The organism is Streptomyces sp. NPDC002851 (assembly GCF_053591935.1).
Genome location: NZ_JBSFUT010000011.1, coordinates 87,011 through 110,271, shown reverse-complemented (window position 1 = coordinate 110,271; position 23,261 = coordinate 87,011). Strand labels below are relative to the sequence as shown.

18 protein-coding genes and 1 pseudogene are annotated in these 23,261 nt (G+C 71.0%); 8 read left to right on the top strand and 11 right to left on the bottom strand.

The genetic code is table 11. The features are described from left to right. The first annotated feature begins 136 nt into the window (after positions 1-136). On the top strand, positions 137-4,012 hold the full coding sequence (locus tag ACWD10_RS14380) for an ABC transporter ATP-binding protein (protein WP_451090583.1): 3,876 nt from the start codon (positions 137-139) through the stop codon (positions 4,010-4,012). 25 nt (positions 4,013-4,037) lie between these two features. On the opposite strand, the gene ACWD10_RS14375 is transcribed toward ACWD10_RS14380, so the two are convergent. After that, positions 4,038-4,673 (bottom strand): hypothetical protein, encoded by a 636-nt coding sequence (locus tag ACWD10_RS14375; RefSeq protein ID WP_451090581.1) that lies wholly within the window; start codon positions 4,671-4,673, stop codon positions 4,038-4,040. 190 nt (positions 4,674-4,863) lie between these two features. Between ACWD10_RS14375 and ACWD10_RS14370 the strand changes: the two genes are divergently transcribed. Both ACWD10_RS14370 and ACWD10_RS14365 read left to right on the top strand, forming a co-directional pair. After that, the gene (locus ACWD10_RS14370) at positions 4,864-5,286 is read left to right on the top strand and encodes a hypothetical protein (protein ID WP_451090579.1); all 423 of its coding nucleotides are present in this window, start codon (positions 4,864-4,866) and stop codon (positions 5,284-5,286) included. A gap of 128 nt (positions 5,287-5,414) precedes the next feature. After that, positions 5,415-6,884, top strand: coding sequence for a S28 family serine protease (locus ACWD10_RS14365; protein ID WP_451090577.1), 1,470 nt, complete (start codon positions 5,415-5,417; stop codon positions 6,882-6,884). Positions 6,885-6,985: 101 nt separating this feature from the next. Here ACWD10_RS14365 and ACWD10_RS14360 read toward each other — a convergent pair whose 3' ends face one another. From ACWD10_RS14360 to ACWD10_RS14345, 4 genes and pseudogenes are all read right to left on the bottom strand, one after another. Then, positions 6,986-7,786: a sugar phosphate isomerase/epimerase family protein gene (locus ACWD10_RS14360; RefSeq protein ID WP_451090575.1), complete on the bottom strand. Its 801-nt coding sequence runs from the start codon at positions 7,784-7,786 to the stop codon at positions 6,986-6,988. A gap of 137 nt (positions 7,787-7,923) precedes the next feature. Then, positions 7,924-8,421: pseudogene (locus ACWD10_RS14355) on the bottom strand (GNAT family N-acetyltransferase); the annotation flags it as partial. A 23-nt stretch (positions 8,422-8,444) separates the two neighbouring features. Continuing rightward, positions 8,445-8,597: a hypothetical protein gene (locus tag ACWD10_RS14350; protein ID WP_451090573.1), complete on the bottom strand. Its 153-nt coding sequence runs from the start codon at positions 8,595-8,597 to the stop codon at positions 8,445-8,447. Positions 8,598-8,654: 57 nt separating this feature from the next. After that, entirely contained in the window at positions 8,655-9,692 is a 1,038-nt protein-coding gene (locus ACWD10_RS14345) for a LacI family DNA-binding transcriptional regulator (RefSeq protein WP_451090571.1), read from the bottom strand. Between the two features lie 204 nt (positions 9,693-9,896). On the opposite strand from ACWD10_RS14345, the gene ACWD10_RS14340 reads away from it, so the two are divergent. From ACWD10_RS14340 to ACWD10_RS14320, 5 genes are all read left to right on the top strand, one after another. Further along, a complete protein-coding gene (locus ACWD10_RS14340; protein ID WP_451090569.1) occupies positions 9,897-11,048 on the top strand; it encodes a Gfo/Idh/MocA family protein in 1,152 nt (383 codons plus the stop codon). After that, positions 11,045-12,202: a dihydrodipicolinate synthase family protein gene (locus ACWD10_RS14335; RefSeq protein ID WP_451090567.1), complete on the top strand. Its 1,158-nt coding sequence runs from the start codon at positions 11,045-11,047 to the stop codon at positions 12,200-12,202. The genes ACWD10_RS14340 and ACWD10_RS14335 overlap by 4 nt, the downstream gene beginning before the upstream one ends. After that, positions 12,199-13,050 (top strand): sugar phosphate isomerase/epimerase family protein, encoded by an 852-nt coding sequence (locus tag ACWD10_RS14330; protein WP_451090565.1) that lies wholly within the window; start codon positions 12,199-12,201, stop codon positions 13,048-13,050. The genes ACWD10_RS14335 and ACWD10_RS14330 overlap by 4 nt, the downstream gene beginning before the upstream one ends. 340 nt (positions 13,051-13,390) lie before the next feature. Next, positions 13,391-15,646, top strand: coding sequence for an SF1B family DNA helicase RecD2 (gene recD2 / locus ACWD10_RS14325; RefSeq protein WP_451090563.1), 2,256 nt, complete (start codon positions 13,391-13,393; stop codon positions 15,644-15,646). Between the two features lie 209 nt (positions 15,647-15,855). Next, positions 15,856-17,166, top strand: coding sequence for a citrate synthase (locus ACWD10_RS14320; protein ID WP_451090561.1), 1,311 nt, complete (start codon positions 15,856-15,858; stop codon positions 17,164-17,166). Positions 17,167-17,663: 497 nt separating this feature from the next. On the opposite strand, the gene ACWD10_RS14315 is transcribed toward ACWD10_RS14320, so the two are convergent. From ACWD10_RS14315 to ACWD10_RS14290, 6 genes are all read right to left on the bottom strand, one after another. Next, a complete protein-coding gene (locus ACWD10_RS14315; RefSeq protein WP_451090765.1) occupies positions 17,664-19,976 on the bottom strand; it encodes a heavy metal translocating P-type ATPase in 2,313 nt (770 codons plus the stop codon). Between the two features lie 223 nt (positions 19,977-20,199). After that, positions 20,200-20,514: a heavy-metal-associated domain-containing protein gene (locus tag ACWD10_RS14310; protein ID WP_451090559.1), complete on the bottom strand. Its 315-nt coding sequence runs from the start codon at positions 20,512-20,514 to the stop codon at positions 20,200-20,202. 161 nt (positions 20,515-20,675) lie between these two features. Beyond that, positions 20,676-20,876: a helix-turn-helix transcriptional regulator gene (locus ACWD10_RS14305; RefSeq protein ID WP_451090557.1), complete on the bottom strand. Its 201-nt coding sequence runs from the start codon at positions 20,874-20,876 to the stop codon at positions 20,676-20,678. 290 nt (positions 20,877-21,166) lie between these two features. Continuing rightward, positions 21,167-21,637: a helix-turn-helix transcriptional regulator gene (locus ACWD10_RS14300; RefSeq protein ID WP_451090555.1), complete on the bottom strand. Its 471-nt coding sequence runs from the start codon at positions 21,635-21,637 to the stop codon at positions 21,167-21,169. A gap of 64 nt (positions 21,638-21,701) precedes the next feature. Next, positions 21,702-22,136, bottom strand: a complete 435-nt coding sequence (locus tag ACWD10_RS14295) for a hypothetical protein (protein WP_451090553.1) — start codon at positions 22,134-22,136, stop codon at positions 21,702-21,704. A gap of 157 nt (positions 22,137-22,293) precedes the next feature. Beyond that, entirely contained in the window at positions 22,294-23,196 is a 903-nt protein-coding gene (locus ACWD10_RS14290; RefSeq protein ID WP_451090551.1) for a sugar phosphate isomerase/epimerase family protein, read from the bottom strand. Positions 23,197-23,261: the final 65 nt, after the last annotated feature.

Here is a 23,261-nt window from a genome sequence, read left to right as displayed (position 1 = left end):
TCGGGCGGCGCGGGTCGTGAAGGACTAGGTCCCTGGATGGGGGCGGCTCGGACCTTCGGTCCTCGATTGTTGCGGAGGGATGAAATCCGCATGCCCCCGTGTTGGGTCAGGCGGTAGATCACATCGACGGGAGGCCATGGTGACCGGCGCGAAGCAGCAGGGGTGGGCACGGCGGCTCGCGGGGTACGCCTGGCGGTACCCGAAGGACGTGGTGCTCGCCCTCGGCGCCTCCCTCGGCGGCATGGCCGTCATGGCCCTCGTCCCACTGATCACCAAGGTGGTCATCGACGACGTCATCGACACCCATAAGCGGTCGCTCGCCGTATGGACCGGGCTGCTGCTCGCCGCCGCCGTCGTGGTCTACGTCCTGACGTACATACGGCGCTACTACGGCGGCCGACTCGCGCTCGACGTCCAGCACGACCTGCGTACCGACATGTACCGGACGATCACCCGGCTCGACGGCAGACGTCAGGACGAGCTGTCCACCGGGCAGGTCGTCGGGCGCGCGACCAGCGACCTCCAGCTGATCCAGTCGCTGCTCTTCATGCTGCCGATGACCATCGGGAACATCCTGCTGTTCCTGATCTCCCTGGCCATCATGGCCTGGCTCTCGCTGCCATTGACGCTGATCGCGCTCGCCGTCGCCCCCGCCCTGTGGTTCATCGCCAAGCGCAGCAGGACCCGTCTGCACCCCGCCACCTGGTACGCCCAGGCCCAGGCGGGCGCGGTCGCGGGCATCGTCGACAGCGCCGTGTCCGGCGTACGCGTGGTGAAGGGCTTCGGGCAGGAGCGGCAGGAGACCGGGAAGCTCAGGGAGGTCGGGCAGCGCCTTTACGCGGGCCGCCTGCGCACCATCCGGCTGAACTCCAAGTACACCCCCGCCCTCCAGTCCGTGCCCGCGCTCGGGCAGGTCGCGATGCTGGCGGTCGGCGGCTGGCTTGCCGTACGCGGCGAGATCACCCTGGGCACCTTCGTCGCCTTCTCCGCCTACCTCGCCCAGCTGGTCGGCCCGGTCCGGATGCTCGCCATGGTGCTCACCGTCGGCCAGCAGGCGCGCGCGGGCGTGGATCGCGTCCTTGACCTCGTCGACACCGAACCGGCGATCAAGGACGGCGGCACCGAGCTGCCCGCCGACGCCCCGGCGAGCGTCGAGTTCGACGACGTGTCGTTCGGATACGGGGACGGGGACGGCGAGGACGGGAACGAGGCGCCCAAGCGCGTGCTCGACGGCTTCTCGCTGACCATCCGGCCCGGCGAGACCGTCGCCGTCGTCGGCTCCTCCGGCAGCGGCAAGTCGACCGTGTCGCTGCTGCTGCCCCGCTACTACGACGTGACGCGCGGCGCCGTCCGGGTCGGCGGGCACGACGTGCGCGACCTGACCTTCGACTCGCTGCGCGCCGCGATCGGCCTCGTGCCCGAGGACTCCTTCCTCTTCTCCGACACCGTCCGCGCCAACCTCGCCTACGGCGCGCCCGACGCCACCCAGGAGCAGATCGAGGCCGCCGCGCGCGCCGCGCAGGCCGACCGCTTCATAGCCGAGCTGCCCGAGGGCTACGACACCAAGGTCGGCGAGCACGGCCTCACCCTCTCCGGCGGCCAGCGCCAGCGCCTCGCCCTGGCCCGCGCCATCCTCACCGACCCCCGGCTGCTCGTCCTCGACGACGCCACCTCGGCCGTCGACGCGCGCGTGGAGCACGAGATCCACGAAGCACTGCGCGGCGTCATGGCCGGGCGTACCACCCTGCTCATCGCCCACCGCCGCTCCACCCTCGGCCTCGCCGACCGGATCGCGGTACTCGACCACGGCCGGCTCGCCGATATCGGCACCCATGAGGAACTGCAGCACCGCTCCGCCCTGTACCGGCGGCTGCTCACCGACCCGGACGAGCTCGGCGGCGTCTCCCCGGGGCACGCCGCGGCCGGGGCGCTCGAGGCCGACGTACGCGCGCAGGAGCGGGACGAGCGGACCGTGCGCGCCGAGCTGGACGCCGAATTCGACGCCGAGCGGGGCATCACCCCCGCCCTGTGGCGCGGTGACCGCGACGCCCAGGGCGACCCGGCCCTGGCCCAGACCCCGGCGACCCCCGAACTCCTCGCCCAGGTCGCGGCGTTGCCCCCGGCCACCGACGTCCCGGACGTCGACGAGGAGCGGGCGGTGCAGCCCGAGACGTCGTACGGCCTGCGCCGACTGCTCCGCGGCTTCGGGCGGCCCCTGCTCTTCGCGCTGTCCCTGGTCGCGGTGGACGCGGGCATGGGCCTGCTGCTCCCCGTCCTGATCCGGCACGGCATCGACGAGGGCGTGTCCCAGCTCGCGCTCGGCGCGGTCTGGACGGCCGCCGGTCTCGGCCTGCTGACCGTACTGATCCAGTGGGCGGCGCAGACCGGCGAGATCCGCAGGACCGGCCGCACCGGCGAGCGGGTGCTCTACGCGCTGCGCCTGAAGATCTTCGCGCAGCTTCAGCGGCTCGGACTCGACTACTACGAGCGGGAGTTGACCGGGCGGATCATGACCCGGATGACGACCGACGTGGACGCCCTGTCGACGTTCCTGCAGACCGGGCTCGTCACCGCCTTCGTCTCCGTGGTCACCTTCCTCGGCATCATGGTCGCGCTCCTCGTGATCGACTTGCAGCTGGCCCTGGTGGTCTTCGCGACCCTGCCGTTGCTGATCGTGGGCACGTACTTCTTCCGCAAGTCCAGCGTCAAGGCGTACGAACTCGCCCGTGAGCGGGTCTCGGCGGTCAACGCCGACCTCCAGGAGTCGGTCTCCGGGCTGCGGATCGTGCAGGCGTTCCGGCGCGAGCGCTCGGGCAACGAGCGGTTCGCCGAGCGGAGCGACAGCTACCGCAGGGCCCGCATCCGCGGCCAGTGGCTGATATCCGTCTACTTCCCGTTCGTGCAGCTGCTCTCCTCGGTGGCGGCGGCCGCGGTGCTCATCGTGGGCGCGGGCCGGGTCGACGCGGGCACGCTGACGACCGGTGCCCTGGTGGCGTATCTGCTCTACATCGAGCTGTTCTTCGCGCCGGTGCAGCAGCTGTCCCAGGTCTTCGACGGCTACCAGCAGGCGACCGTCTCGCTCGGCCGGATCCAGGAGCTGCTGCGCGAGGAGACCTCGACGGCGGCGCCGGAGACACCGCGGGACGTGCGCTCGCTGCGCGGCGCCATAGCGTTCGAGGACGTGCACTTCGCGTACGCCACCGACGGTGTGCCGAACGAGCGGTCCGCCGACGCCGCCGCGAAGGGCGACGAGGCCGGTGCAGAGGCGGTACTCGGGGCCGGTCCCGCGGCCGGTCCCGGCTCCGGTCCCGAGGAGGCGCTCGGCGGGATATCCCTGCGAATACCCGCGGGCCAGACCGTGGCCTTCGTCGGCGAGACCGGCGCGGGCAAGTCGACGCTGGTCAAGCTGGTCGCCCGGTTCTACGACCCGACCTCGGGCCGGGTCACCGTCGACGGCACGGACCTGCGCGACCTGGACCTGACGGCGTACCGCCACCGGCTCGGTGTGGTGCCGCAGGAGGCGTACCTCTTCGTGGGCACGGTGCGCGATGCCATCGCCTACGGCCGCCAGGACGCGACAGACGCCGAGGTCGAGGCCGCGGCCCGGGCCGTGGGCGCGCACGAGATGATCGCCACCCTGGAAGGCGGCTATCTGCACCCGGTCAGCGAGCGCGGCCGCAATCTGTCGGCGGGCCAGCGCCAGCTCATCGCCCTGGCCCGTGCCGAGTTGGTCGACCCGGACGTGCTGCTGCTCGACGAGGCCACGGCCGCCCTGGACCTGGCCACGGAGGCGCAGGTCAACCAGGCCACCGACCGGCTCACCGGCCGCCGCACCACGCTGGTCGTCGCTCACCGCCTGTCCACCGCGGCCCGGGCCGACCGGGTCGTGGTGATGGACCACGGCCGGGTCGCGGAGGACGGCAGCCACGACGAACTGCTCGCCTTGGGCGGGAAGTACGCGCGTCTGTGGCGGACCTTCGTGGGCGAGGAGGAGCCGGCCGCGGCCGCGTAGGCCGGTGCTACGGCCGAGTTGCCCGTCAGTACTTCGACTTGATGCCGGAGATCTTCCGCGTGGACAGGTCCGACTGCACTTCCAGATAGCTGTACCACCGGTCCTCGCCGGTGCCCCAGGTGAGCCGCACCGTCGACCAGGTGTGGCCCATGCCGCTGTCGCCGGCGGTGACCTTCCAGGCGCTGGGGACGTTCTGGGCCCGCAGGACGCCGTCGGCCTCGTTCTGGTGCTCCCACTTGAGCAGCCGCTTGCGTAGTTCGGGAGTGAGGTAGAACTTCCGCAGCTCGCCCGCGACGGTGTTGTCCCCGGGGTCGTTGGCGACGTCGATGTACGCGGCGTAGAAGTGCGCCACCCGCTCGTAGACCGACCCGGGACCGCCGTAGACGGGCGGCGGGTTCTCGTCCGGTGCCTCGGAGGAGGCGGCCGATCGCTCGGCGGCGGTGGACGCGGAGGTTCCCGCCGCGGTCCTGGACTCGGCCGCGGGGGCGGGCTGTTGCGAACGGGACGCGGCCGAGTCTTCCGCGGCCGCACCGTCCGTCCGGGGACTTCGCGGGGGCTCCTGGCTCGCCGCCGCGGCCGGGACGGTGATGAGTGCGGTGAGGGTCATGGCCGCCAGGAGTAACCGGGGTGTGGTCCGGGCCCGGGTCGGGTTCGGTGTCATAAGGGAACCGCCTTTCGCGCTGTGCGCTCTCTCCTGTTGGACCACGCGTATCCCATAGGGGTTGTCCTCCACAACGGAAAGCTCTGGCCAAGCCCGCGCCCCCGGACCGCAACCATGCGGGGGCCCTGCGGCGTCCCTCCTTCAGTACTTCAGTACGCTGCCGGGAACCGTGAGGCAGGGAGGGGCGATAGTGCACGGGAGTGCCGTCATATCGGACCGAGGCGGGCGTGCCCGTAGGTCTGCCGCGCTGACCTGCGTCGCGACCCTGGTCGCCGCGGTGTTGCTCGCCCTCGTCGGCCCAGGCGTCGGTGTCTCGCACGCCGCGTCAAGTTCCTGCGAGGGCCACAAGATACGGACGTTCCGCTTCAAGGCCGGTGAGGTGCGCCTGTACCGGAGCAGCGGGTGGGTCTGCGCCATCACGGTCGCCAAGAAGCCCGGAAAGCTCCAGGTGATGAGCGTCACCGTGAAGCCGCGCGGGCACCGCGCCGTGACCCGCACGGGCCTGTCCACAAAGCGCACGCAGCCGCTGACCGTGTACGCGGGCCACCGCTGCGTGAAGGTCGCGGGCTCGGTCGGCGGCAGTTCGTACGCGTCCCGCTGGATCCTGTGCTGAGCCTTTCGGTCGCTCACACCTTTCGACCGAGGCCGCCGAAACCCCCTCAACAGTCACGAATTCCCCCTGGTGGAGCGGGAGTTGCTCCGCTAGGTTCCGGCCGACATCCGTGACTCAGGGGAGGGTGCATGCGCAAGGCACTCAGATGGCTGCTGTCGCTCGTGGTGCTGACCGGCACCGTGAGCGCGGCGGGGTCGGCCACCGCCGCCCAGCCGCAGCAGCGGCCGCACACTGCCGGAACGGCGGCCGGGACCACCGCCGCGACGGCAACCGAGGAGACCGACATCAAGGACCGGCTCCTCGCGATACCGGGCATGAGCCTGGTCGAGGAGAAGCCCTACGACGGCTACCGCTTCTTCGTCCTGAAGTACACCCAGCCCGTCGACCACGAGAACCCCGGCGCGGGCACCTTCCAGCAGCGCCTCACCGTGCTGCACAAGGACACCTCACGCCCGACCGTCTTCTACACCTCGGGCTACAACGTCTCCACGCAGCCGCGCCGCAGCGAGCCGACCCGGATCGTCGACGGCAACCAGATCTCCATGGAGTACCGCTTCTTCACGCCGTCCCGGCCCGAGCCCGCCGACTGGTCCAAGCTGGACATCCGGCAGGCGGCCGCCGACCAGCACCGCATATTCACCGCGCTCAAGCCGATCTACGAGCAGAAGTGGCTGGCCACCGGCGGCTCCAAGGGCGGCATGACGGCCACGTACTACGAGCGCTTCCACCCCGACGACATGGACGGCGTCGTCGCCTACGTCGCGCCCAACGACGTGGTGAACGAGGAGGACTCGGCGTACGACCGGTTCTTCGCGAACGTCGGCCCCAAGAAGTGCCGCGAGGCGCTGCAGGCGGTGGAGCGCGAGGCGCTGATCCGCCGCGAGCCGCTCCAGAAGCTCTACCAGGAGTACCTTGCCGCGAAGGACCTGACCGTCGACACGGTCGGCACCCTCGACAAGGCGTACGAGGCCACCGTCCTCGACACGGCGTGGGGCTTCTGGCAGTACAGCCATCAGTCGGACTGCCCCAAGGTGCCGGACGCGCCGAACGCCACCGACCAGGAACTCTTCGCCTACATCGAGGAGATCTCCGGCTGGTCGGCGTACGCGGACCAGAGCCTGTCGAACTACACGCCGTACTACTACCAGGCGGGCACCGAGCTGGGCGCGCCCACCATCCAGCAGCCGCATCTGGAGGGCCTGACCCGCTACGGCTACCAGCCGCCGCGGAACTTCGTGCCGCGTGACATCCCGATGGAGTTCAAGCCGCGGACGATGCGGGACATCGACACCTGGGTGCGCAAAAACGCCGAGCGGATGCTCTTCGTGTACGGCGAGAACGACCCCTGGGGTTCTGAGCGGTTCCGTCCCGGCCGGGGCACCGACGAGTCGTACGTGGTGACCGCGCCCGGCGCCAACCACGGCGCGAACGTCGCCGGCCTGGTCGAGGACGAGAAGGCCAAGGCGACCGCGGACATCCTGAAGTGGGCGGGCGTCGCCCCGGCCGCCGTCAAGTCCGACCCGGCGAAGGCCGAGCCGCTCGCCGGGTACGACGCCAAGCTCGACAAGAAGGACGAGCGCCGGACGCTGCGGCCGTAACCGCTTTAACCGGCTGAAGCCGTCCCTACTTCAGTAGGGGCGGCTTCAGCGGCCCGGCTTCAGCGGTCCAGGCTTCAGCGGCCTCGGTTTCAGCAGTCCGCCTACGCCGCCTCATTGAGCAGCCGCAGCAGATGCTTCCGTCCCTCGGTGAGGAGCTCCGGGAGCGCGGCTGCCTCCGGGTACCAGCGGTGCTCGTACTCCCAGCACAGCCAGCCGTCCCAGCCGCGCCTGCTGAGCACCTCGACGCACTCGGTGAGCGGCAGCACGCCAGCGCCGAGCCCGAGCGGCGTCGTGTCCTCGGCCGAGGCGATGTCCTTCACCTGGACGTAGCCGAGATACGGGGCCAACGCCTCGTACGACGCGGCGGGTTGCTCCCCGCCGAGCCAGGTGTGCATCACGTCCCACAGGGCGCCGACCTGAGGGTGCCGTACCTGGTCGAGTACGCGCCGGGCGGCGGCCCCGGTGCGGTGCGAGTCATGGGTCTCCAGGAGGATCCGCACCCCGGCGTCCTTGGCATGCTCCGCGGCCGCCCCGAGCCGCCGCGCGGCGGTGGCGTCGGAGTCGTCCGTACTTTTGTTGTCGCCGCCTCCGGGAAAGACCCGCACATAGGGGGCGCCGATGTCCCGGGCGAGATCGAGGAGGCCCCGGAGCTCCGCGAGCACGGGCTCGTCGTCACCGGCCGCCGCCACGCGCGCGTAGCCCGCGAGGCCCACGACCTCGACCCCGCCCGTCTTGAACTCGGCGGCGACATCGGCCCGTTCGGCCGCATCGAGCCCGGGGTGCACCGGCTCCTCGGGGTGGGCGCGCAACTCGACGCCGTGGTAGCCGTGGGCGGTGGCGAGCCGCACCACGTCGCGCAGGGGCAGTCCTGGTACGCCAAGGGTGGAGAAGGCCAGCTTCATGACGGGCTCCCGGGGTTCGCGGACCGGGGCGGACCCGGTCGAAGCGGACCCTAGGAACGGCCCGGCATCCCGTCAAGCGGCAACGGCACCGCGTCGTACCGCGGTTGACCCGGCCGTACGACGGACGGCCCGCACGCTCATTCCGGCGCCTCGTGCAGCGACAGCCGCCAGTCCTGGCCGACCAGGTCCGCGCCGAAGGAGCGGTGCGCCTTCTCCGCGACCAGGACGAAGCCGTACCGCTCGTAGATAGAGCGGGCGGAGGTCAGCACGTCGTTGGTCCACAGGACCAGCTCGCGGTAGCCCTGCTCGCGGGCGAAGTCGATACAGGCGCCGACGAGTTGGGCGCCGATCCCCAGACCCCGGGCATCCGGCTCCACCAGCAGCAGCCGAAGCCTGGCGGTGCCGGGCGCGTCATCGCGTACACACATCACCGAGCCGACCGGACGCCCGTCGAGCTCGGCGATCCACACCCGCTCCAGATGCGGGTCATGGTCCTGCGCGAAGTCGGCGACGATACGGGCGACCAGACCCTCGTAGTCGGCGTTCCAGCCGTACTCGGCGGCGTAGATCGCGCCGTTGCGCATGACCATCCAGCCCAGGTCTCCGGGGGCGGGTTCGCGCAGCCGCACCCTTTCTGACGGCCGCACGGCGGGAGAGGTCATTGGAAGCCGTCCGTATGGAAGCGGCCGCGGGTGTTGCGCTCGGCACCGGAGGCAATGATGGCGAGGTCGGGGGCGTAGCCGTAGCTGCTGAACGGGAAGTCGATCCTCACGTCCCACGCGCTCGACGTTTCCAAGATCACGTTCGCCATTACGGGCCCTCCGAGGTCTCGTATGCCGATATCAACAACGATAGCCCCGGGGTTCGGTCACGCGTTCCCCGTGGACCCCCGCACCACCAAATCCCCCCGCACCGTAGCCACCCCGCCCGCAGGCTCCGCCTCGCGCCCCATAGCGATCCGCCCGGCCCGCGCGCCCGCCTCCGACAGCGGGAGGCGGACCGTCGTCAGGGCGGGCACCGCGTCAACACAGAAGGGCAGGTCGTCGAAGCCCGCCACGGATACGTCGTCCGGGATCCGCCGCCCGGAGTCGCGCAGCGCCGCGCACGCGCCGAGCGCCACCGTGTCGTTCGCGGCCACGACCGCCGTCAAGTCCGGCTCGCGGCGCAGGAGTTCCAGGGTCGCCTCGTACCCGGAGGCGCGCGTGTACGGGCCGTGCGCGGTCACGCCCGGGTCCGGGACGCCCGCCGCCGCGAGGGCCTCCAGGTGGCCCTCCAGGCGGTGCCGGGTCGTGGTGCGCTCCTCAGGGCCCGCGACGTAGCCGATGCGGCGGTGTCCGAGGGTCAGCAGGTGCTCGGTGAGGCGCCGCCCGCCGCCCCGGTTGTCGAAGGTGAGCGCGACGGCCCCGGTGTCGGGCGTGGGCGGGCGGCCGAGCAGCACCACGCGCGTGCCGGCCTCCGTGAGCCGCTGGAGCTTCGCGGTGAGCGCCACCGCGTGCTCCGGGTTCTCGACGGCGCCGCCGGTGATGACGACGGCCGCGGCGCGCTGCCGCTGCAGCAGCGTGAGATAGGTGAGTTCGCGCTCCGGGGAGCCGCCCGTGTTGCACACCACGGCCAGGCGCTCCCCGCCCGCGCGCCCGCCCGGACCGCCGATCTCGGACTGCACGGCCCCGGCCATGATCCCGAAGAACGGGTCGGCGATGTCGTTGACCAGGATGCCGACCAGGTCCGAGGTGGCGGCGGCGAGCGAGCTCGCCGGTCCGTTGAGCACGTAGTCCAGTTCGTCGACCGCTCGCAGCACCCGCTCGCGGGTGGCGGCGGCGACCGGATAGTTGCCGTTCAGCACGCGGGAGACGGTCGCGGGGGAGACGTGGGCGCGGGCCGCCACGTCCGCCAGTGTCACGGTCATCTCGTCGTCCTCCGGGGAGTGTCCGTAAGTCCCGCCGTGGTGCGGGGGAGGGGCAGGGCCTGTGTCGGACCCAGGCCCCAATCGCTGTCCCCGCGGTGCGGGTTGTTGTCCCGGCCTCTTGTACGGGCTGTGTGGGCAGGCTAGCTTTTTCGCGTATAGAAAGCGCTTGCTGTACTTGTCAGCCCGGTCTACGGAGGGACATTCGTGACACGCAAGACGGTGCGTATCGCCATGAACGGCGTGACCGGCCGGATGGGCCACCGCCAGCACCTCGTCCGCTCGATCCTGGCGCTGCGCGAGCAGGGCGGACTCGACCTCGGCGACGGCACCTCCCTGTGGCCGGAGCCGGTGCTCGTCGGCCGCCGCGCCCACGCCCTGCGGGACCTCGCCGACCGGTACGGCCTGGAGCACTGGACCACCGACCTGGACGCGGCCCTCTCCGACGAGACGATCGACATCTACTTCGACGCACAGGTCACCGCCGCCCGCGAAGAGGCGGTCAAGAAGGCGATCGCCGCCGGAAAGCACCTCTACGTAGAAAAGCCGAGCGCGAGCTCGCTCACCGGCGCCCTCGAACTGGCCCGCCTCGCAGAGGAGACCGGAATCAAGCACGGCGTTGTCCAGGACAAGATCTTCCTGCCGGGCCTGCTCAAGCTGAAGCGGCTGATCGACGGCGGTTTCTTCGGCCGGATCCTGTCCGTGCGCGGCGAGTTCGGCTACTGGGTCTTCGAGGGCGACTGGCAGCAGGCGCAGCGGCCCAGCTGGAACTACCGCGCCGAGGACGGCGGCGGCATCGTCGCGGACATGTTCCCGCACTGGGAGTACGTCCTGCACGAGCTGTTCGGCCGCGTCAGCGCCGTCACCGCGCTCGCCACCACACACGTCCCGCGCCGCTGGGACGAGCGGAACGAGCCGTACCGGGCGACCGCCGACGACGCCGCGTACGGCATCTTCGAGCTCGACGGCGGCGCGGTCGCGCAGATCAACTCGTCCTGGGCGGTACGGGTGCACCGCGACGAGCTGGTGGAGTTCCAGGTCGACGGCACCGAGGGCTCGGCCGTCGCGGGCCTGCGCGGCTGCCGCGCCCAGCACCGCGGCGCGACCCCCAAACCGGTCTGGGACCCTGACGTACCGGCCACCGAGCGGTTCCGCGAGCAGTGGCAGGAGGTGCCGGACAACGGCGCCTTCGACAACGGCTTCAAGGCCCAGTGGCAGCTGTTCCTGCGCCATGTGGTCCTGGACGAGCCGTACCGCTGGGACCTGCTCGCCGGGGCGCGCGGGGTGCAGCTGGCCGAACTCGGCCTCAAGTCCTCGGCCGACGGCCGCCGTTACGAGGTTCCGGAGCTGACCCTGTGACGCTTCGACTGCCGCTCGCGGACGGCTCCGGCACGCGCGCGTACACACCGCGCACCGAACCCCGCCTCCCCTCCGGGGGAGGACCGCTCACCTTCCGTACGGTCTTCGCGGCCGCCCACGTCGTCGCCGACCCGTACGCCGACACGTCCCCGGACGCGCCCGCCGCGGTCGACTGGGACGCCACCCTCGCCTTCCGCCGCCACCTGTGGTCCCACGGCCTCGCCGTCGCCGAGGCGATGGACACCGCACAGCGCGGCATGGGCCTCGACTGGCCGGGCGCCGCCGAACTGATCCGGCGGTCCGCGGCAGAGGCCCGGGCGACCGGCGGCCGGATCGCCTGCGGCGTGGGCACCGACCAGCTCACCGGACCGGCGACACCGGCCGAGGTGCGGGCGGCGTACGAGCAACAGCTCGCGCTCGTGGAGGGGGCGGGCGCGCAGGCCATCCTCATGGCCTCCAGGGCCCTCGCGGCCGCGGCCCGGGGCCCGGAGGACTACGCGGAGGTCTACGGCCACCTGCTGCGGCAGGCCGCCGAGCCGGTGATCCTGCACTGGCTGGGCCCCATGTTCGACCCGGCCCTCGAGGGCTACTGGGGCGCGGCCGACCTGGATACGGCGACGGACACGTTCCTGGAGATCATCGCGGCGCACCCGGACAAGGTGGACGGCGTGAAGATCTCGCTGCTCGACGCGGACCGGGAGGTGGAGCTCCGAAAGCGGCTCCCCTACGGAGTGCGCTGCTACACGGGCGACGACTTCCACTACCCGGAGCTGATCGCGGGCGACGGACACGGTTTCAGCCACGCCCTGCTCGGCATCTTCGACCCGCTCGGGCCGCTGGCGGCGGACGCGGTACGGATCCTGGACACCGGCGATACGGACGGATTCCGGAAACTCCTCGACCCGACGGTCGCGTTGTCCCGCCATCTCTTCGAGGCGCCGACCCGCTTCTACAAGACGGGCGTCGTGCTGCTCGCCTGGCTCGCCGGGCACCAGACGCACTTCACGATGGTCGGCGGCCTCCAGTCGGCCCGCTCGCTGCCGCACCTGGCGCGGGCGTACGAACTCGCCGACGGCCTCGGCCTGTTCCCCGACCCGGACCTGGCGGCATCCCGGATGAAGTCCCTCCTGACCGTGTACGGAGTGCCCCAATGAGGACCACAGACCCAGCCGCCCCAGTCCTCGCCGCCCGCTTCAGCATCAACCAGATGACGGTGAAACAGCTGTCCCTGCCGGAACTGGCCACCGCCTGCGCCGACTTGGGGGTCGGCGGCGTCGGCCTGTGGCGCGAGCCCGTCCAGGAGTACGGCGTCGAGCGGGCGGCGAAGCTCGTGCGGGACACCGGCCTGACGGTCACCACGCTGTGCCGCGGCGGCTTCTTCACGGCGACCGACCGGCACGCGCGCGTGCGGGCGCTCGACGACAACAGAAGAGCGGTCGACGAGGCGGCCGCCCTGAGCACCGACACCCTCGTCCTGGTCTCGGGCGGCCTCCCGCCCGGCAGCCGGGACCTGGGTGCCGCCCGGGAACGCATCGCCGAGGCCCTGGCCGAACTCGCCCCCTACGCGCGCGAACGGGGCATCCGCCTGGCCATCGAGCCGCTGCACCCCATGTACGCGGCGGACCGCTGCGTCGTCTCGACCCTCACCCAGGCCCTTGACCTGGCGGAGCGCTTCGCGCCCGACGAGGTGGGCGTCTGCGTGGACACGTACCACGTCTGGTGGGACGACCGTGCGCCCGCGCAGATCGCCCGCGCGGGTGCGGGCGGCCGCCTGCACGCCTTCCAACTCGCGGACTGGACGGCTCCGCTGCCGCACGGCGTGCTCACCGGCCGCGGCCAACTCGGCGACGGGGCCATTGAGCTGAGCAGGTGGCGGGAGCGCGTGGACGCGGCCGGGTACGCGGGCCCGATCGAGGTGGAGCTGTTCAACGAGGAGCTGTGGGCCAGGGAGGGCAGGTCGGTCCTGGCGGAGACGCTGGCACGCTACAAGGAGCACGTGTAGGGGGCGTCGCGAGGGTTCGTCGCTGTTGTGGCCGTGGCCGTGGCCGTGGCCGTGGCAGTGGCACTGGCCGTGGCAGTGACCGGAAACCGGCGTACTCAGGCCCCGGAAAATTACTGCCCGCGGTCGTACAACCCTTTCCCGGTGACGAAGGTCGTATGGAGCATCAGGACTTCTGGGAGGGGATCTGGGGGGATCGGGAAGTCCTGGCATGGAGGGGGGATCGCCGAGGGGGCCCGGTCGTCGGACCGGGTCCCCTCGATTCGCGCCGCGCCGTGGTCGGCGCCGACCCGGTTATCCACAGGCCGCCCACGCTGTCGTAGCCCGGCGGTAGCGTCGGATCATGTCGAAAACGGTGGGAACCAACGCACCGGGGCGGACGCCGCACCTGGCGGTGGTCGAGGGCGTCCTCGAACGCATCACGTACGCGAACGAGGAGAACGGCTACACGGTCGCCCGGGTCGACACCGGCCGCGGTAGCGGCGACCTGCTCACCGTCGTGGGCTCGCTCCTCGGTGCTCAGGTGGGCGAGTCCCTGCGGATGGAGGGCCGCTGGGGCTCGCACCCGCAGTACGGCAAGCAGTTCACGGTGGAGAACTACACGACGGTCCTTCCCGCCACCATCCAGGGCATCCGCCGGTACCTCGGCTCCGGCCTCGTCAAGGGCATCGGGCCGGTCTTCGCCGACCGCATCACCCAGCACTTCGGCCTGGACACCCTGGACATCATCGAGCACGAGCCGAAGCGCCTCATCGAGGTCCCGGGCCTGGGCCCGAAGCGCACGAAGAAGATCGCCGAAGCCTGGGAGGAGCAGAAGGCCATCAAGGAGGTGATGGTCTTCCTCCAGTCCGTCGAGGTCTCCACCTCCATCGCGGTGCGCATCTACAAGAAGTACGGCGACGCCTCGATCTCCGTCGTCAAGAACCAGCCATACCGCCTGGCCGCCGACGTCTGGGGCATCGGCTTCCTCACCGCCGACCGCATCGCCCAGGCCGTCGGCATCCCGCACGACAGCCCGGAGCGGGTCAAGGCGGGCCTCCAGTACGCCCTTTCGCAGTCCACCGAGCAGGGCCACTGCTTCCTGCCCGAGGAGCAGCTCATCACGGACGCGGTGAAGCTGCTCCAGGTCGACACCGGTCTGGTCATCGACTGCCTCGCCGAACTCGCGCGGGCCGGCGACGAGGAGCCGGGCGTCGTACGCGAGACCGTCCCCGGCCCCGAGGGCGGTGGCGAGACCGTCACGGCCGTCTATCTGGTGCCCTTCCACCGTGCGGAGCTGTCCCTCTCCGGCCAGCTCCTCCGCCTGTTGCGCAGCGACGAGGACCGCCTGGCCGCCTTCCAGGACGTCGCCTGGGACAAGGCCCTGGAGTGGCTGCGCGGCCGCACCGGCGCCGAACTCGCCCCCGAGCAGGAGCAGGCCGTGAAGCTGGCCCTCACCCGCAAGGTCGCCGTCCTGACCGGCGGCCCCGGCTGTGGCAAGTCCTTCACGGTCCGCTCCGTGGTCGAACTGGCCCGCGCCAAGCGGGCCAAGGTGATCCTGGCCGCCCCCACGGGCCGGGCCGCCAAGCGTCTCGCCGAGCTCACCGGTGCCGAGGCGTCCACGGTGCACCGGCTGCTCGAACTCAAGCCGGGCGGCGACGCGGCGTACGACCGGGACCGGCCGCTCGACGCCGACCTGGTGGTGGTCGACGAGGCGTCCATGCTCGACCTGCTGCTCGCCAACAAGCTGGCGAAGGCCGTCCCGCCGGGCGCGCATCTCCTGTTCGTCGGCGATGTCGACCAACTGCCCAGCGTCGGCGCCGGAGAGGTGCTCCGCGACCTCCTCGCAGAGCGGAGCCCGATTCCCGCGGTCCGCCTGACCCGCATCTTCCGGCAGGCGCAGCAGTCCGGCGTGGTCACCAACGCCCACCGGATCAACTCCGGTGCGCCGCCGGTGACTCAGGGCCTGAAGGACTTCTTCCTCTTCGTCGAGGACGACACCGAGGAGGCCGGGCGGCTCACCGTGGACGTGGCCGCGCGGCGGCTGCCCGCCAAGTTCGGCCTCGACCCGCGCCGCGACGTCCAGGTCCTCGCGCCCATGCACCGCGGCCCGGCCGGTGCCGGTGCCCTCAACGGCTTGTTGCAGCAGGCGATTACGCCGGGCCGCCCGGAGCTGCCGGAGAAGAGATTCGGCGGCCGTACGTTCCGCGTCGGCGACAAGGTCACCCAGATCCGCAACAACTACGAGAAAGGGAAAAACGGCGTCTTCAACGGCACCGTCGGCGTGGTCACTTCCCTCGATCCGGACGAGCAACGTCTCACCGTCCTGACGGACGAGGACGAGGAGGTGCCGTACGACTTCGACGAATTGGACGAACTGGCCCACGCCTACGCGGTGACGATCCATCGCTCGCAGGGCAGCGAGTACCCCGCGGTGGTGATTCCGGTCACCACCAGTGCCTGGATGATGCTTCAGCGGAATCTGCTCTACACCGCGGTGACCCGGGCCAAGCGGCTGGTCGTCCTGGTCGGCTCGCGCAAGGCGTTGGGCCAGGCGGTTCGCACTGTTTCGGCCGGGCGCCGCTGCACCGCACTTGACCACCGGCTCCGCGGCACCTGACGATTCGCGGGCTTGATCGTTGATCGATCATTCTGGTGGCAATGGTCACCCAGGGCTTCCGGAACCAGGGCCAAGGGGGGCAGGATGGGCAAGCTGGCGGCACTGAGTGCCGCCGATAAGCCCAATGGTCGACCCCGAGTGCACTCTCCAGGGCCAAATGGGGGATGGTAGAGACAGTCAGGGCACCTCGAAGAAGAGGCACTACGTCGGTGAGGGATGACGTGAGCGAGAACAGCAACAACGCTGTAGTACTGCGGTACGGCGATGGCGAGTACACCTACCCGGTGATCGACAGCACCGTCGGCGACAAGGGCTTCGACATTGGGAAGCTCCGCGCCCAGACCGGTCTGGTGACCCTGGACAGCGGCTACGGCAACACCGCCGCTTATAAATCCGCCATCACCTATCTGGACGGTGAGCGGGGCATCCTGCGCTATCGCGGCTACCCGATCGAGCAGCTCGCCGAGCGCTCGACCTTCCTCGAGGTGGCGTACCTGCTCATCAACGGCGAGCTGCCCACCGTGGACGAGCTTTCCGCGTTCCGTAACGAGATCACCCAGCACACGCTGCTGCACGAGGACGTCAAGCGGTTCTACGACGGCTTCCCGCGCGACGCCCACCCGATGGCCATGCTGTCCTCCGTGGTCAGCGCGCTGTCGACGTTCTACCAGGACAGCCACAACCCATTCGACGAGAAGCAGCGGGACCTCTCGACGATCCGTCTGCTCGCCAAGCTGCCGACGATCGCGGCGTACGCGTACAAGAAGTCCGTGGGTCACCCGGTCGTCTACCCGCGCAACGACCTGGGCTACGTCGAGAACTTCCTGCGCATGACGTTCTCGGTCCCGGCCGCCGAGTTCGACCTGGACCCGACCGTCGTCTCCGCGCTCGACAAGCTGCTCATCCTGCACGCGGACCACGAGCAGAACTGCTCGACCTCCACGGTCCGCCTGGTCGGCTCCTCGCAGGCGAACATGTTCGCCTCGATCTCCGCCGGTATCTCCGCCCTCTGGGGCCCGCTGCACGGCGGCGCCAACCAGTCGGTCCTGGAGATGCTGGAGGGCATCCGGGACGCCGGCGGCGACGTCGACACCTTCATCCGCAAGGTGAAGAACAAGGAGGACGGCGTCCGCCTGATGGGCTTCGGCCACCGGGTCTACAAGAACTTCGACCCGCGCGCCAAGATCATCAAGGCCGCCGCGCACGACGTCCTCTCGGCCCTCGGCAAGTCCGACGAACTGCTCGACATCGCGCTCAAGCTGGAGGAGCACGCGCTGTCCGACGACTACTTCGTCGAGCGCAAGCTCTACCCGAACGTGGACTTCTACACCGGCCTGATCTACCGCGCGATGGGCTTCCCGACCGAGATGTTCACGGTGCTCTTCGCCCTCGGCCGCCTGCCGGGCTGGATCGCCCAGTGGCACGAGATGATCAAGGAGCCGGGCTCCCGCATCGGCCGCCCGCGGCAGATCTACACGGGCGTCGTCGAGCGCGACTTCGTCCCGGTGGAGGCTCGCTGAGCCGCAGGCCCTGGCCGTAAGAGACGGCAGTACGGCACAGTCGTACGAGAGAGAAGCGCCCCGCCGCCGGTCCCCCCACGGGCCGACGCAGCGGGGCGCTTCTCCTTTCTCCCCGGTGCGGATTCCCCCCACGGGATCCGGCCGGGAGCCTGCGGGCGCCCGTCGTGGGCGCCGTGCTTGCGGTCTGCCGGGACCCGTACCTACGGGAGGGCCGCTCAAAGCTCCCCGAGCACGCGCCCCGGCAACGCAGTTCCGGAGACATCCCCCAAGACGTCCCCACACGACCGAAACGCCCCCCAAGACGTTTTGGCCATCGCACTCTTAGACCTGCGAGCCCCTCAAATGGTTACGTTCGGATCTCTGTGATCTGCGTCTCTTGCATATGTCCCGAACATGCGCAAGGGCCCCGATATGGGGATCGAGGTCCAGGCGTAAGAATGTGCGGAACCTCTGGTGAAGATTCCGTGCCCTGCGGGCGGCCGTGCGCCGACGAGCGGCTATGCGAACTTCCGCAGCCGCAGGCTGTTCGTCACCACGAAGACCGACGAGAAGGCCATCGCCGCGCCCGCGATCATCGGGTTGAGCAGACCGGTCGCCGCCAGCGGCAGCGCGGCCACGTTGTAGCCGAAGGCCCAGAAGAGGTTGCCCTTGATGGTGCCGAGGGTCCGCCGCGAGAGCCGGATCGCGTCCGCCGCGACCCGGAGGTCGCCGCGGACCAGGGTGAGGTCCCCGGCCTCGATCGCCGCGTCCGTGCCGGTGCCCATGGCCAGGCCCAGATCGGCGGTGGCGAGCGCGGCCGCGTCATTGACGCCGTCGCCGACCATGGCCACCGTGGCGCCCTCGTCCCGCAGCCGTGCGACGGTGGCGACCTTGTCCTCCGGCAGCACCTCCGCGTACACGCTGTCCGGCGCGATGCCCACCTCGGCCGCCACCGCGTCGGCGACCCGCTTGTTGTCCCCGGTGAGCAGGACCGGCCGCAGGCCGAGCGCGCGCAGCTCGGCGACCGCCTCGGCGCTGTGCTCCTTGACCGCGTCCGCGACGGTGAGGACACCCCGTGCCACCCCGTCCCAGGCCACGGCCACGGCGGTACGCCCCTGGGCCTCCGCCTCGGCCTTGGCGCGAGCAAGATCGGCGGGGAGTTCGATGCCCGGACCGGCCTCGGCGAGCAGCCGCTCGCGGCCGACGAGCACGGTGTGTCCGGCGACGGTGCCGCGCACGCCCAGGCCCGGCACGTTCGCGAAGGAGTCGGTGGCGGGCAGCGCTCCGGCCCGGTCGGCCGCGCCGTCCGCGATGGCCTGCGCGATGGGGTGTTCGGAGGCGTGCTCGACGGCGCCCGCGAGCCGCAACAGCTCGCGCTCGGCGGCTTCGTCGGGGCCACCGGCGACGTACACGTCCTGAAGGGCCATACGTCCGGTGGTGACGGTGCCGGTCTTGTCGAGGACGACGGTGTCCACGTGGCGGGTGGATTCGAGTACCTCAGGACCCTTGATGAGGATGCCGAGTTGGGCGCCGCGGCCGGTGCCGACCATCAGCGCGGTCGGGGTGGCCAGGCCCAGGGCGCACGGGCAGGCGATGATCAGGACGGCGACGGCGGCGGTGAAGGCGGCCGTGGTGTCCCCGGTGACGGCGAGCCAGCCGCCGAGCGTGCCGACGGCGATCAGGAGCACCACGGGGACGAAGACCGCGGAGATCCGGTCCGCGAGGCGCTGCACCTTGGCCTTGCCGCTCTGCGCGTCCTCGACGAGCTTGGCCATCCGGGCGAGTTGGGTGTCGGAGCCGACCCGGGTGGCCTCGACGACCAGGCGTCCGCCCGCGTTGACCGTCGCGCCGGTCACGGCGTCCCCGACGGTCACGTCCACCGGCACGGACTCGCCGGTGAGCATGGAGGCGTCGATCGCCGATGCGCCCTCAACGACAGTGCCGTCGGTGGCGACCTTCTCTCCCGGACGTACGACGAAGTAGTCACCGACTTGCAACTGCCCGACCGGCAGCCGTACTTCTGTACCGCCCTTTCCGTTCGTGCTGTCCTTCAGTACGGCCACGTCCTTGGCGCCCAACTCCATGAGCGCCCGCAGCGCCGAGCCCGCCTTCCGCTTGGAGCGGGCCTCCAGATAGCGGCCGAGCAGGATGAACGTAATGACGCCCGCGGCCACTTCGAGATAGATGGTCGAGGCCCCTTCGGCGCGCGAGACCGTGAAGTCGAAGCCGTGCCGCATGCCCGGCATCCCGGCGTGCCCGAAGAACAGCGCCCACAGCGACCAGCCGAATGCGGCGAGCGTGCCGATCGAGACGAGCGTGTCCATGGTCGCGGCCCCGTGCCGGGCGTTGGCCCACGCCGCGCGGTGGAAGGGCAGCCCGCCCCAGACGACGACCGGGGCGGCGAGGGTCAGCGAGAGCCACTGCCAGTTGTCGAACTGCAGGGCCGGGACCATCGCGAGCAGCACGACCGGCGCGGCGAGCAGGGCGGAGACGCGCACCCGCCGACGCAGCGTCTCGGCGGCGAGGTCGGTGCTGTCGGCGGCACCTTCCTCGGCGGCCTCGGCTCCGGCCTCGGTTCCGGCGTCGGCTCCTGCGTCGGTGTCCGTGACACCGGTTCTCGCCTCGGAGGCGGGCTCGGGGTGCCTCGGGACGATCTCCTCGGCCGTGTACCCGAGCTTCTCGACGGTGGCGATCAGCGTCGCGACCTCGACCTCGACCTCGGGGGCGCGGCTGACCTTGGCCTTCTCGGTGGCGAGGTTGACCGAAGCCGTCACGCCGTCGAGGCGGTTGAGCTTCTTCTCGATCCGGGCCGAGCAGGAGGCACAGGTCATCCCGCCGATGGCGAGCTCCACCGGGGAGTCGCCCGCGGCGGATATCGGCGGATCCTGCTGGCCGGTCTGTGCGGCTTGTGCGGCGGCTTGCTGCATGACGGTTCTTTCTGCGGGGGCCGCTGGGGGGTGCGGAGGACCGGTGGTCCACCGCGGCCCGCTGCCGTTCAGTGTGGCGCGGGCCGCGGTGGGGGACCTAGGGGGTGCGCGATACCGGGAGCCCGTCTCAGGCGCGGCCGGTGAGCTCGTAGCCCGCCTCGTCGACGGCCGCGCGCACGGCCTCCTCGTCGAGCTCGGCCGCGGAGACCACGGTGACCTGGCCGGTGGCGGCCACGGCCTTGACCGAGGTGACCCCGGGGATCTCGGAGATCTCGCTGGAGACGGCGCCCTCGCAGTGACCGCAGGTCATCCCGCTGACCTGGTAGACGGTGGTGACGGGGGCCTGCGCGGCCTCGGTGCCGACGCTGTCGTGGCAGGACCCGGTCGACGAGGATGCGGAGCAGCAGGAGCCGGTCTGGGGGAGTTCTGCCTGGGTGGTCATGTGGTTCTCCTCGTGGTCGTGGTACGGGCGCATGCCGCGCGGCAGGACCGCACAGCGTGGCACACGGGAACCCGGCTTCCCGAGCCTCCCTTACGCTCCATACTCTATACCCCTAGGGGGTAAGCGGCCAAGGGGGGCCCGTGCGTGGCGGGCCCCCCTTGTCACTTCTGGCCGCGGCTACGGTTGCCGGGGCGGGCGTTGACCCAGGTGCGGATGGTGTCCGCGTACCAGAACGGCTTGCCCGCCTCCACGTGGTCGGGCGGGGGGAGCAGGCCGTGCTTGCGGTAGGAGCGCACGGTGTCCGGCTGGACGCGGATATGTGCGGCGATCTCCTTGTACGACCAGAGCCGACGGTCGGTCATCAGTGGCACCTCCCTGTTCGCGCCGTGGTGGCGGCCCGGGGGAGCCGTCAGGGGGACCGGGCGCGGACTCGGTGATGAATCAGGCTGTGCCCGGTGAACGACGCTGAGTGACCGGTGGAGAGCGCTTGTTGAGCGGACGTGACGGGAAACCCATGTGAGTGAGACATGTGTGACGGAAGAAGGACGTTCGTGACAAGGGTGATGCATGCGCCGAGAGGCGAGCCGAGCTGCGAGGCGAGCGATACGCGAGGGATAGGCGAGAGGTGAGGGGAGAGGTCCTGAGCGTGGTCTCAGGCGAGCCTGCCGGTCCTCGAGAAGCGCGTGCCCCTGCCGGGAGGCAGTACCAGGCTGGTGGCCTCGCCCGCGAGGCGGTCGGGTCCGGGCGGCCCCGGCAACCCCTTGGCGCCGAGCGCCGCGCGCCGGGCCGCGGTGAACTCGCCCGGCGTGCACCCGGTCAGCGCGCGGAATTCGCCGCTGAGGTGCGACTGGTCGTAGAAGCCGCAGGTTGCCGCGGTCTCGGCCTGGGAGTGCCCGGCGGCGAGCATCCGGCGGGCGCGCTGGAGCCGAAGGACCCGGGCCGCGGCCTTCGGGCCGAGGCCGATCTGCTCCCGGAAGCGGGACTCCAGCTGCCGTACGCTCCAGCCCACTTCGTCGGCGAGACGGCGCACCGGAAGCGTCCCGTGGGTGCGGACGAGCGTGTCCCAGGCGCGGGCGGTGCGGGCGGAGCAGGGCGTTCCGGCGGCGGCCCAGCGGAGCAGCACCTCGTCTAGCAGGGCGAACCGGGCGGACCAGGTGGGCAGCGCGGCGAGCGCGTCGGCGAGGTCGTCAGCGTTGCCCCAGCGGCTCCGCCCGTACGGGGCGGCGCGGCAGTGACTCGACCGGGTCGGTGACCTGGTCGGCGAGTTCGTACTGGGGGACGCCGAAGAGGGTGAAGGCGGCCCAGGGGGCGATGAGCACCTCGATCCCGGCGAGCCGTCCGTCGTGCTCGCCGAGCACCGGGGCGGTGTGCAGGCCGGAGAGCACGGAGGTGCGGGTGACGGTGGGGCGGCCCGCGCGGTGCAGCCGCAACTGCCCCTGCTCGAAGCCGAGCATCAGGGTCACCGCGCCGACCGGCGCCTCCAGGCGGCGGCGCGGGCTGCCGAGGTCGAGCCGGAAGCCCCGGTACGCGATGACGCCGGGGCGCAGCCGGGAGTGGGGCATGCCCGTGGCGCGCTCCCAGGTGCCGGAGGGGCAGCGGAGTGCGACCACGGGCGGGCTCATGGCCGCGTCCCGTACTTCTGTGGCGCGCGCGGCCGCGGCGTCCCGTACTTCTGTGGCGCACGTGGCTGACGCGCTCTGTACTTCTGTAGAGCGCGCGACCGTGCCCCGTACGCCCGTATGACACAAGCCCCGGGCCCGTGCCGCCGTACGACGCCCGCTAGGCCCCGCAGCTGCGCAGGTATTGACGGGTCCGGCGGGCGATGGGCAGTGGCTGGTCGGGAGGGCATGGATACATGTCCTGTTCCACGATGGCGAAGAGCTCGACGCCCAGGCCCTGCGCGGCGGCGAGGACCGGTTCCAGAGCGGGTGCCCCGGAGGGCGGTTCGCACATCACGCCGCGGGCCACGGCCGGGCCGAAGGGCAACTCCTCGGCCCGCACGGCCGCGAGGATGTCGGGGTCGACCTGCTTGAGGTGGAGGTAGCCGATGCGGGAGCCGTACGTCTCGATCAGCTTGACGTTGTCCCCGCCGCAGTACGCGTAATGCCCGGTGTCCAGACACAGCGAGACCAGCTCCGAGTCGGTGGCGTCGAGGAAACGGGTGACGTTCTCCTCGGTGTCGATATGGGTGTCGGCGTGCGGGTGCACGACGATCCGCAGACCGTAGCGTTCGCCGACTTCACGTCCCAACCTTTCGGTGCCCGCGGCGAGTTGACGCCACTGCTCGGCCGTGAGCTCACGGTCCTCCAGGACCTTTCCGGTCTTGTCGTCGCGCCAGAAGGAGGGGATGACGACCAGGTGGTCCGCGCCCATGTCGCGGGTCAGGGCGGCCACGCGCGAGACGTGTTCCCAGGTGGCGTCCCAGACGGCGGGGCCGTGGTGCAGGCCGGTGAAGACGGTGCCGGCCGACACCTTCAGGCCACGGCGTGCGGTCTCGGCGCCGAGTACGGCCGGGTCGGTGGGCAGATAGCCGTACGGTCCGAGCTCGATCCACTCGTAGCCGGACTCGGCGACCTCGTCGAGGAAGCGTTTCCAGGGGACTTGGTGCGGGTCGTCGGGGAACCACACGCCCCAAGAGTCGGGTGCCGAGCCGATCCGGATTCGCGACAGCGTCGTCGTCATGGCCGCAAGGATCTGGCCGTTTTCCGACCGCTGTCAAGGCATGGTCCTAATGTAAGGACAAAATG

Coding starts and splice junctions, on each gene's coding strand:
- ACWD10_RS14310 (WP_451090559.1), bottom strand. CDS start 20,514: ATGACCACCCAGGCAGAACTCCCCCAGACCGGCTCCTGCTGCTCCGCA.
- ACWD10_RS14290 (WP_451090551.1), bottom strand. CDS start 23,196: ATGACGACGACGCTGTCGCGAATCCGGATCGGCTCGGCACCCGACTCT.
- ACWD10_RS14305 (WP_451090557.1), bottom strand. CDS start 20,876: ATGACCGACCGTCGGCTCTGGTCGTACAAGGAGATCGCCGCACATATC.
- ACWD10_RS14330 (WP_451090565.1), top strand. CDS start 12,199: ATGAGGACCACAGACCCAGCCGCCCCAGTCCTCGCCGCCCGCTTCAGC.
- ACWD10_RS14315 (WP_451090765.1), bottom strand. CDS start 19,976: ATGACCTGTGCCTCCTGCTCGGCCCGGATCGAGAAGAAGCTCAACCGC.
- recD2 (WP_451090563.1), top strand. CDS start 13,391: ATGTCGAAAACGGTGGGAACCAACGCACCGGGGCGGACGCCGCACCTG.
- ACWD10_RS14365 (WP_451090577.1), top strand. CDS start 5,415: ATGCGCAAGGCACTCAGATGGCTGCTGTCGCTCGTGGTGCTGACCGGC.
- ACWD10_RS14350 (WP_451090573.1), bottom strand. CDS start 8,597: ATGGCGAACGTGATCTTGGAAACGTCGAGCGCGTGGGACGTGAGGATC.
- ACWD10_RS14375 (WP_451090581.1), bottom strand. CDS start 4,673: ATGACACCGAACCCGACCCGGGCCCGGACCACACCCCGGTTACTCCTG.
- ACWD10_RS14345 (WP_451090571.1), bottom strand. CDS start 9,692: ATGACCGTGACACTGGCGGACGTGGCGGCCCGCGCCCACGTCTCCCCC.
- ACWD10_RS14295 (WP_451090553.1), bottom strand. CDS start 22,136: ATGAGCCCGCCCGTGGTCGCACTCCGCTGCCCCTCCGGCACCTGGGAG.
- ACWD10_RS14380 (WP_451090583.1), top strand. CDS start 137: ATGGTGACCGGCGCGAAGCAGCAGGGGTGGGCACGGCGGCTCGCGGGG.
- ACWD10_RS14360 (WP_451090575.1), bottom strand. CDS start 7,786: ATGAAGCTGGCCTTCTCCACCCTTGGCGTACCAGGACTGCCCCTGCGC.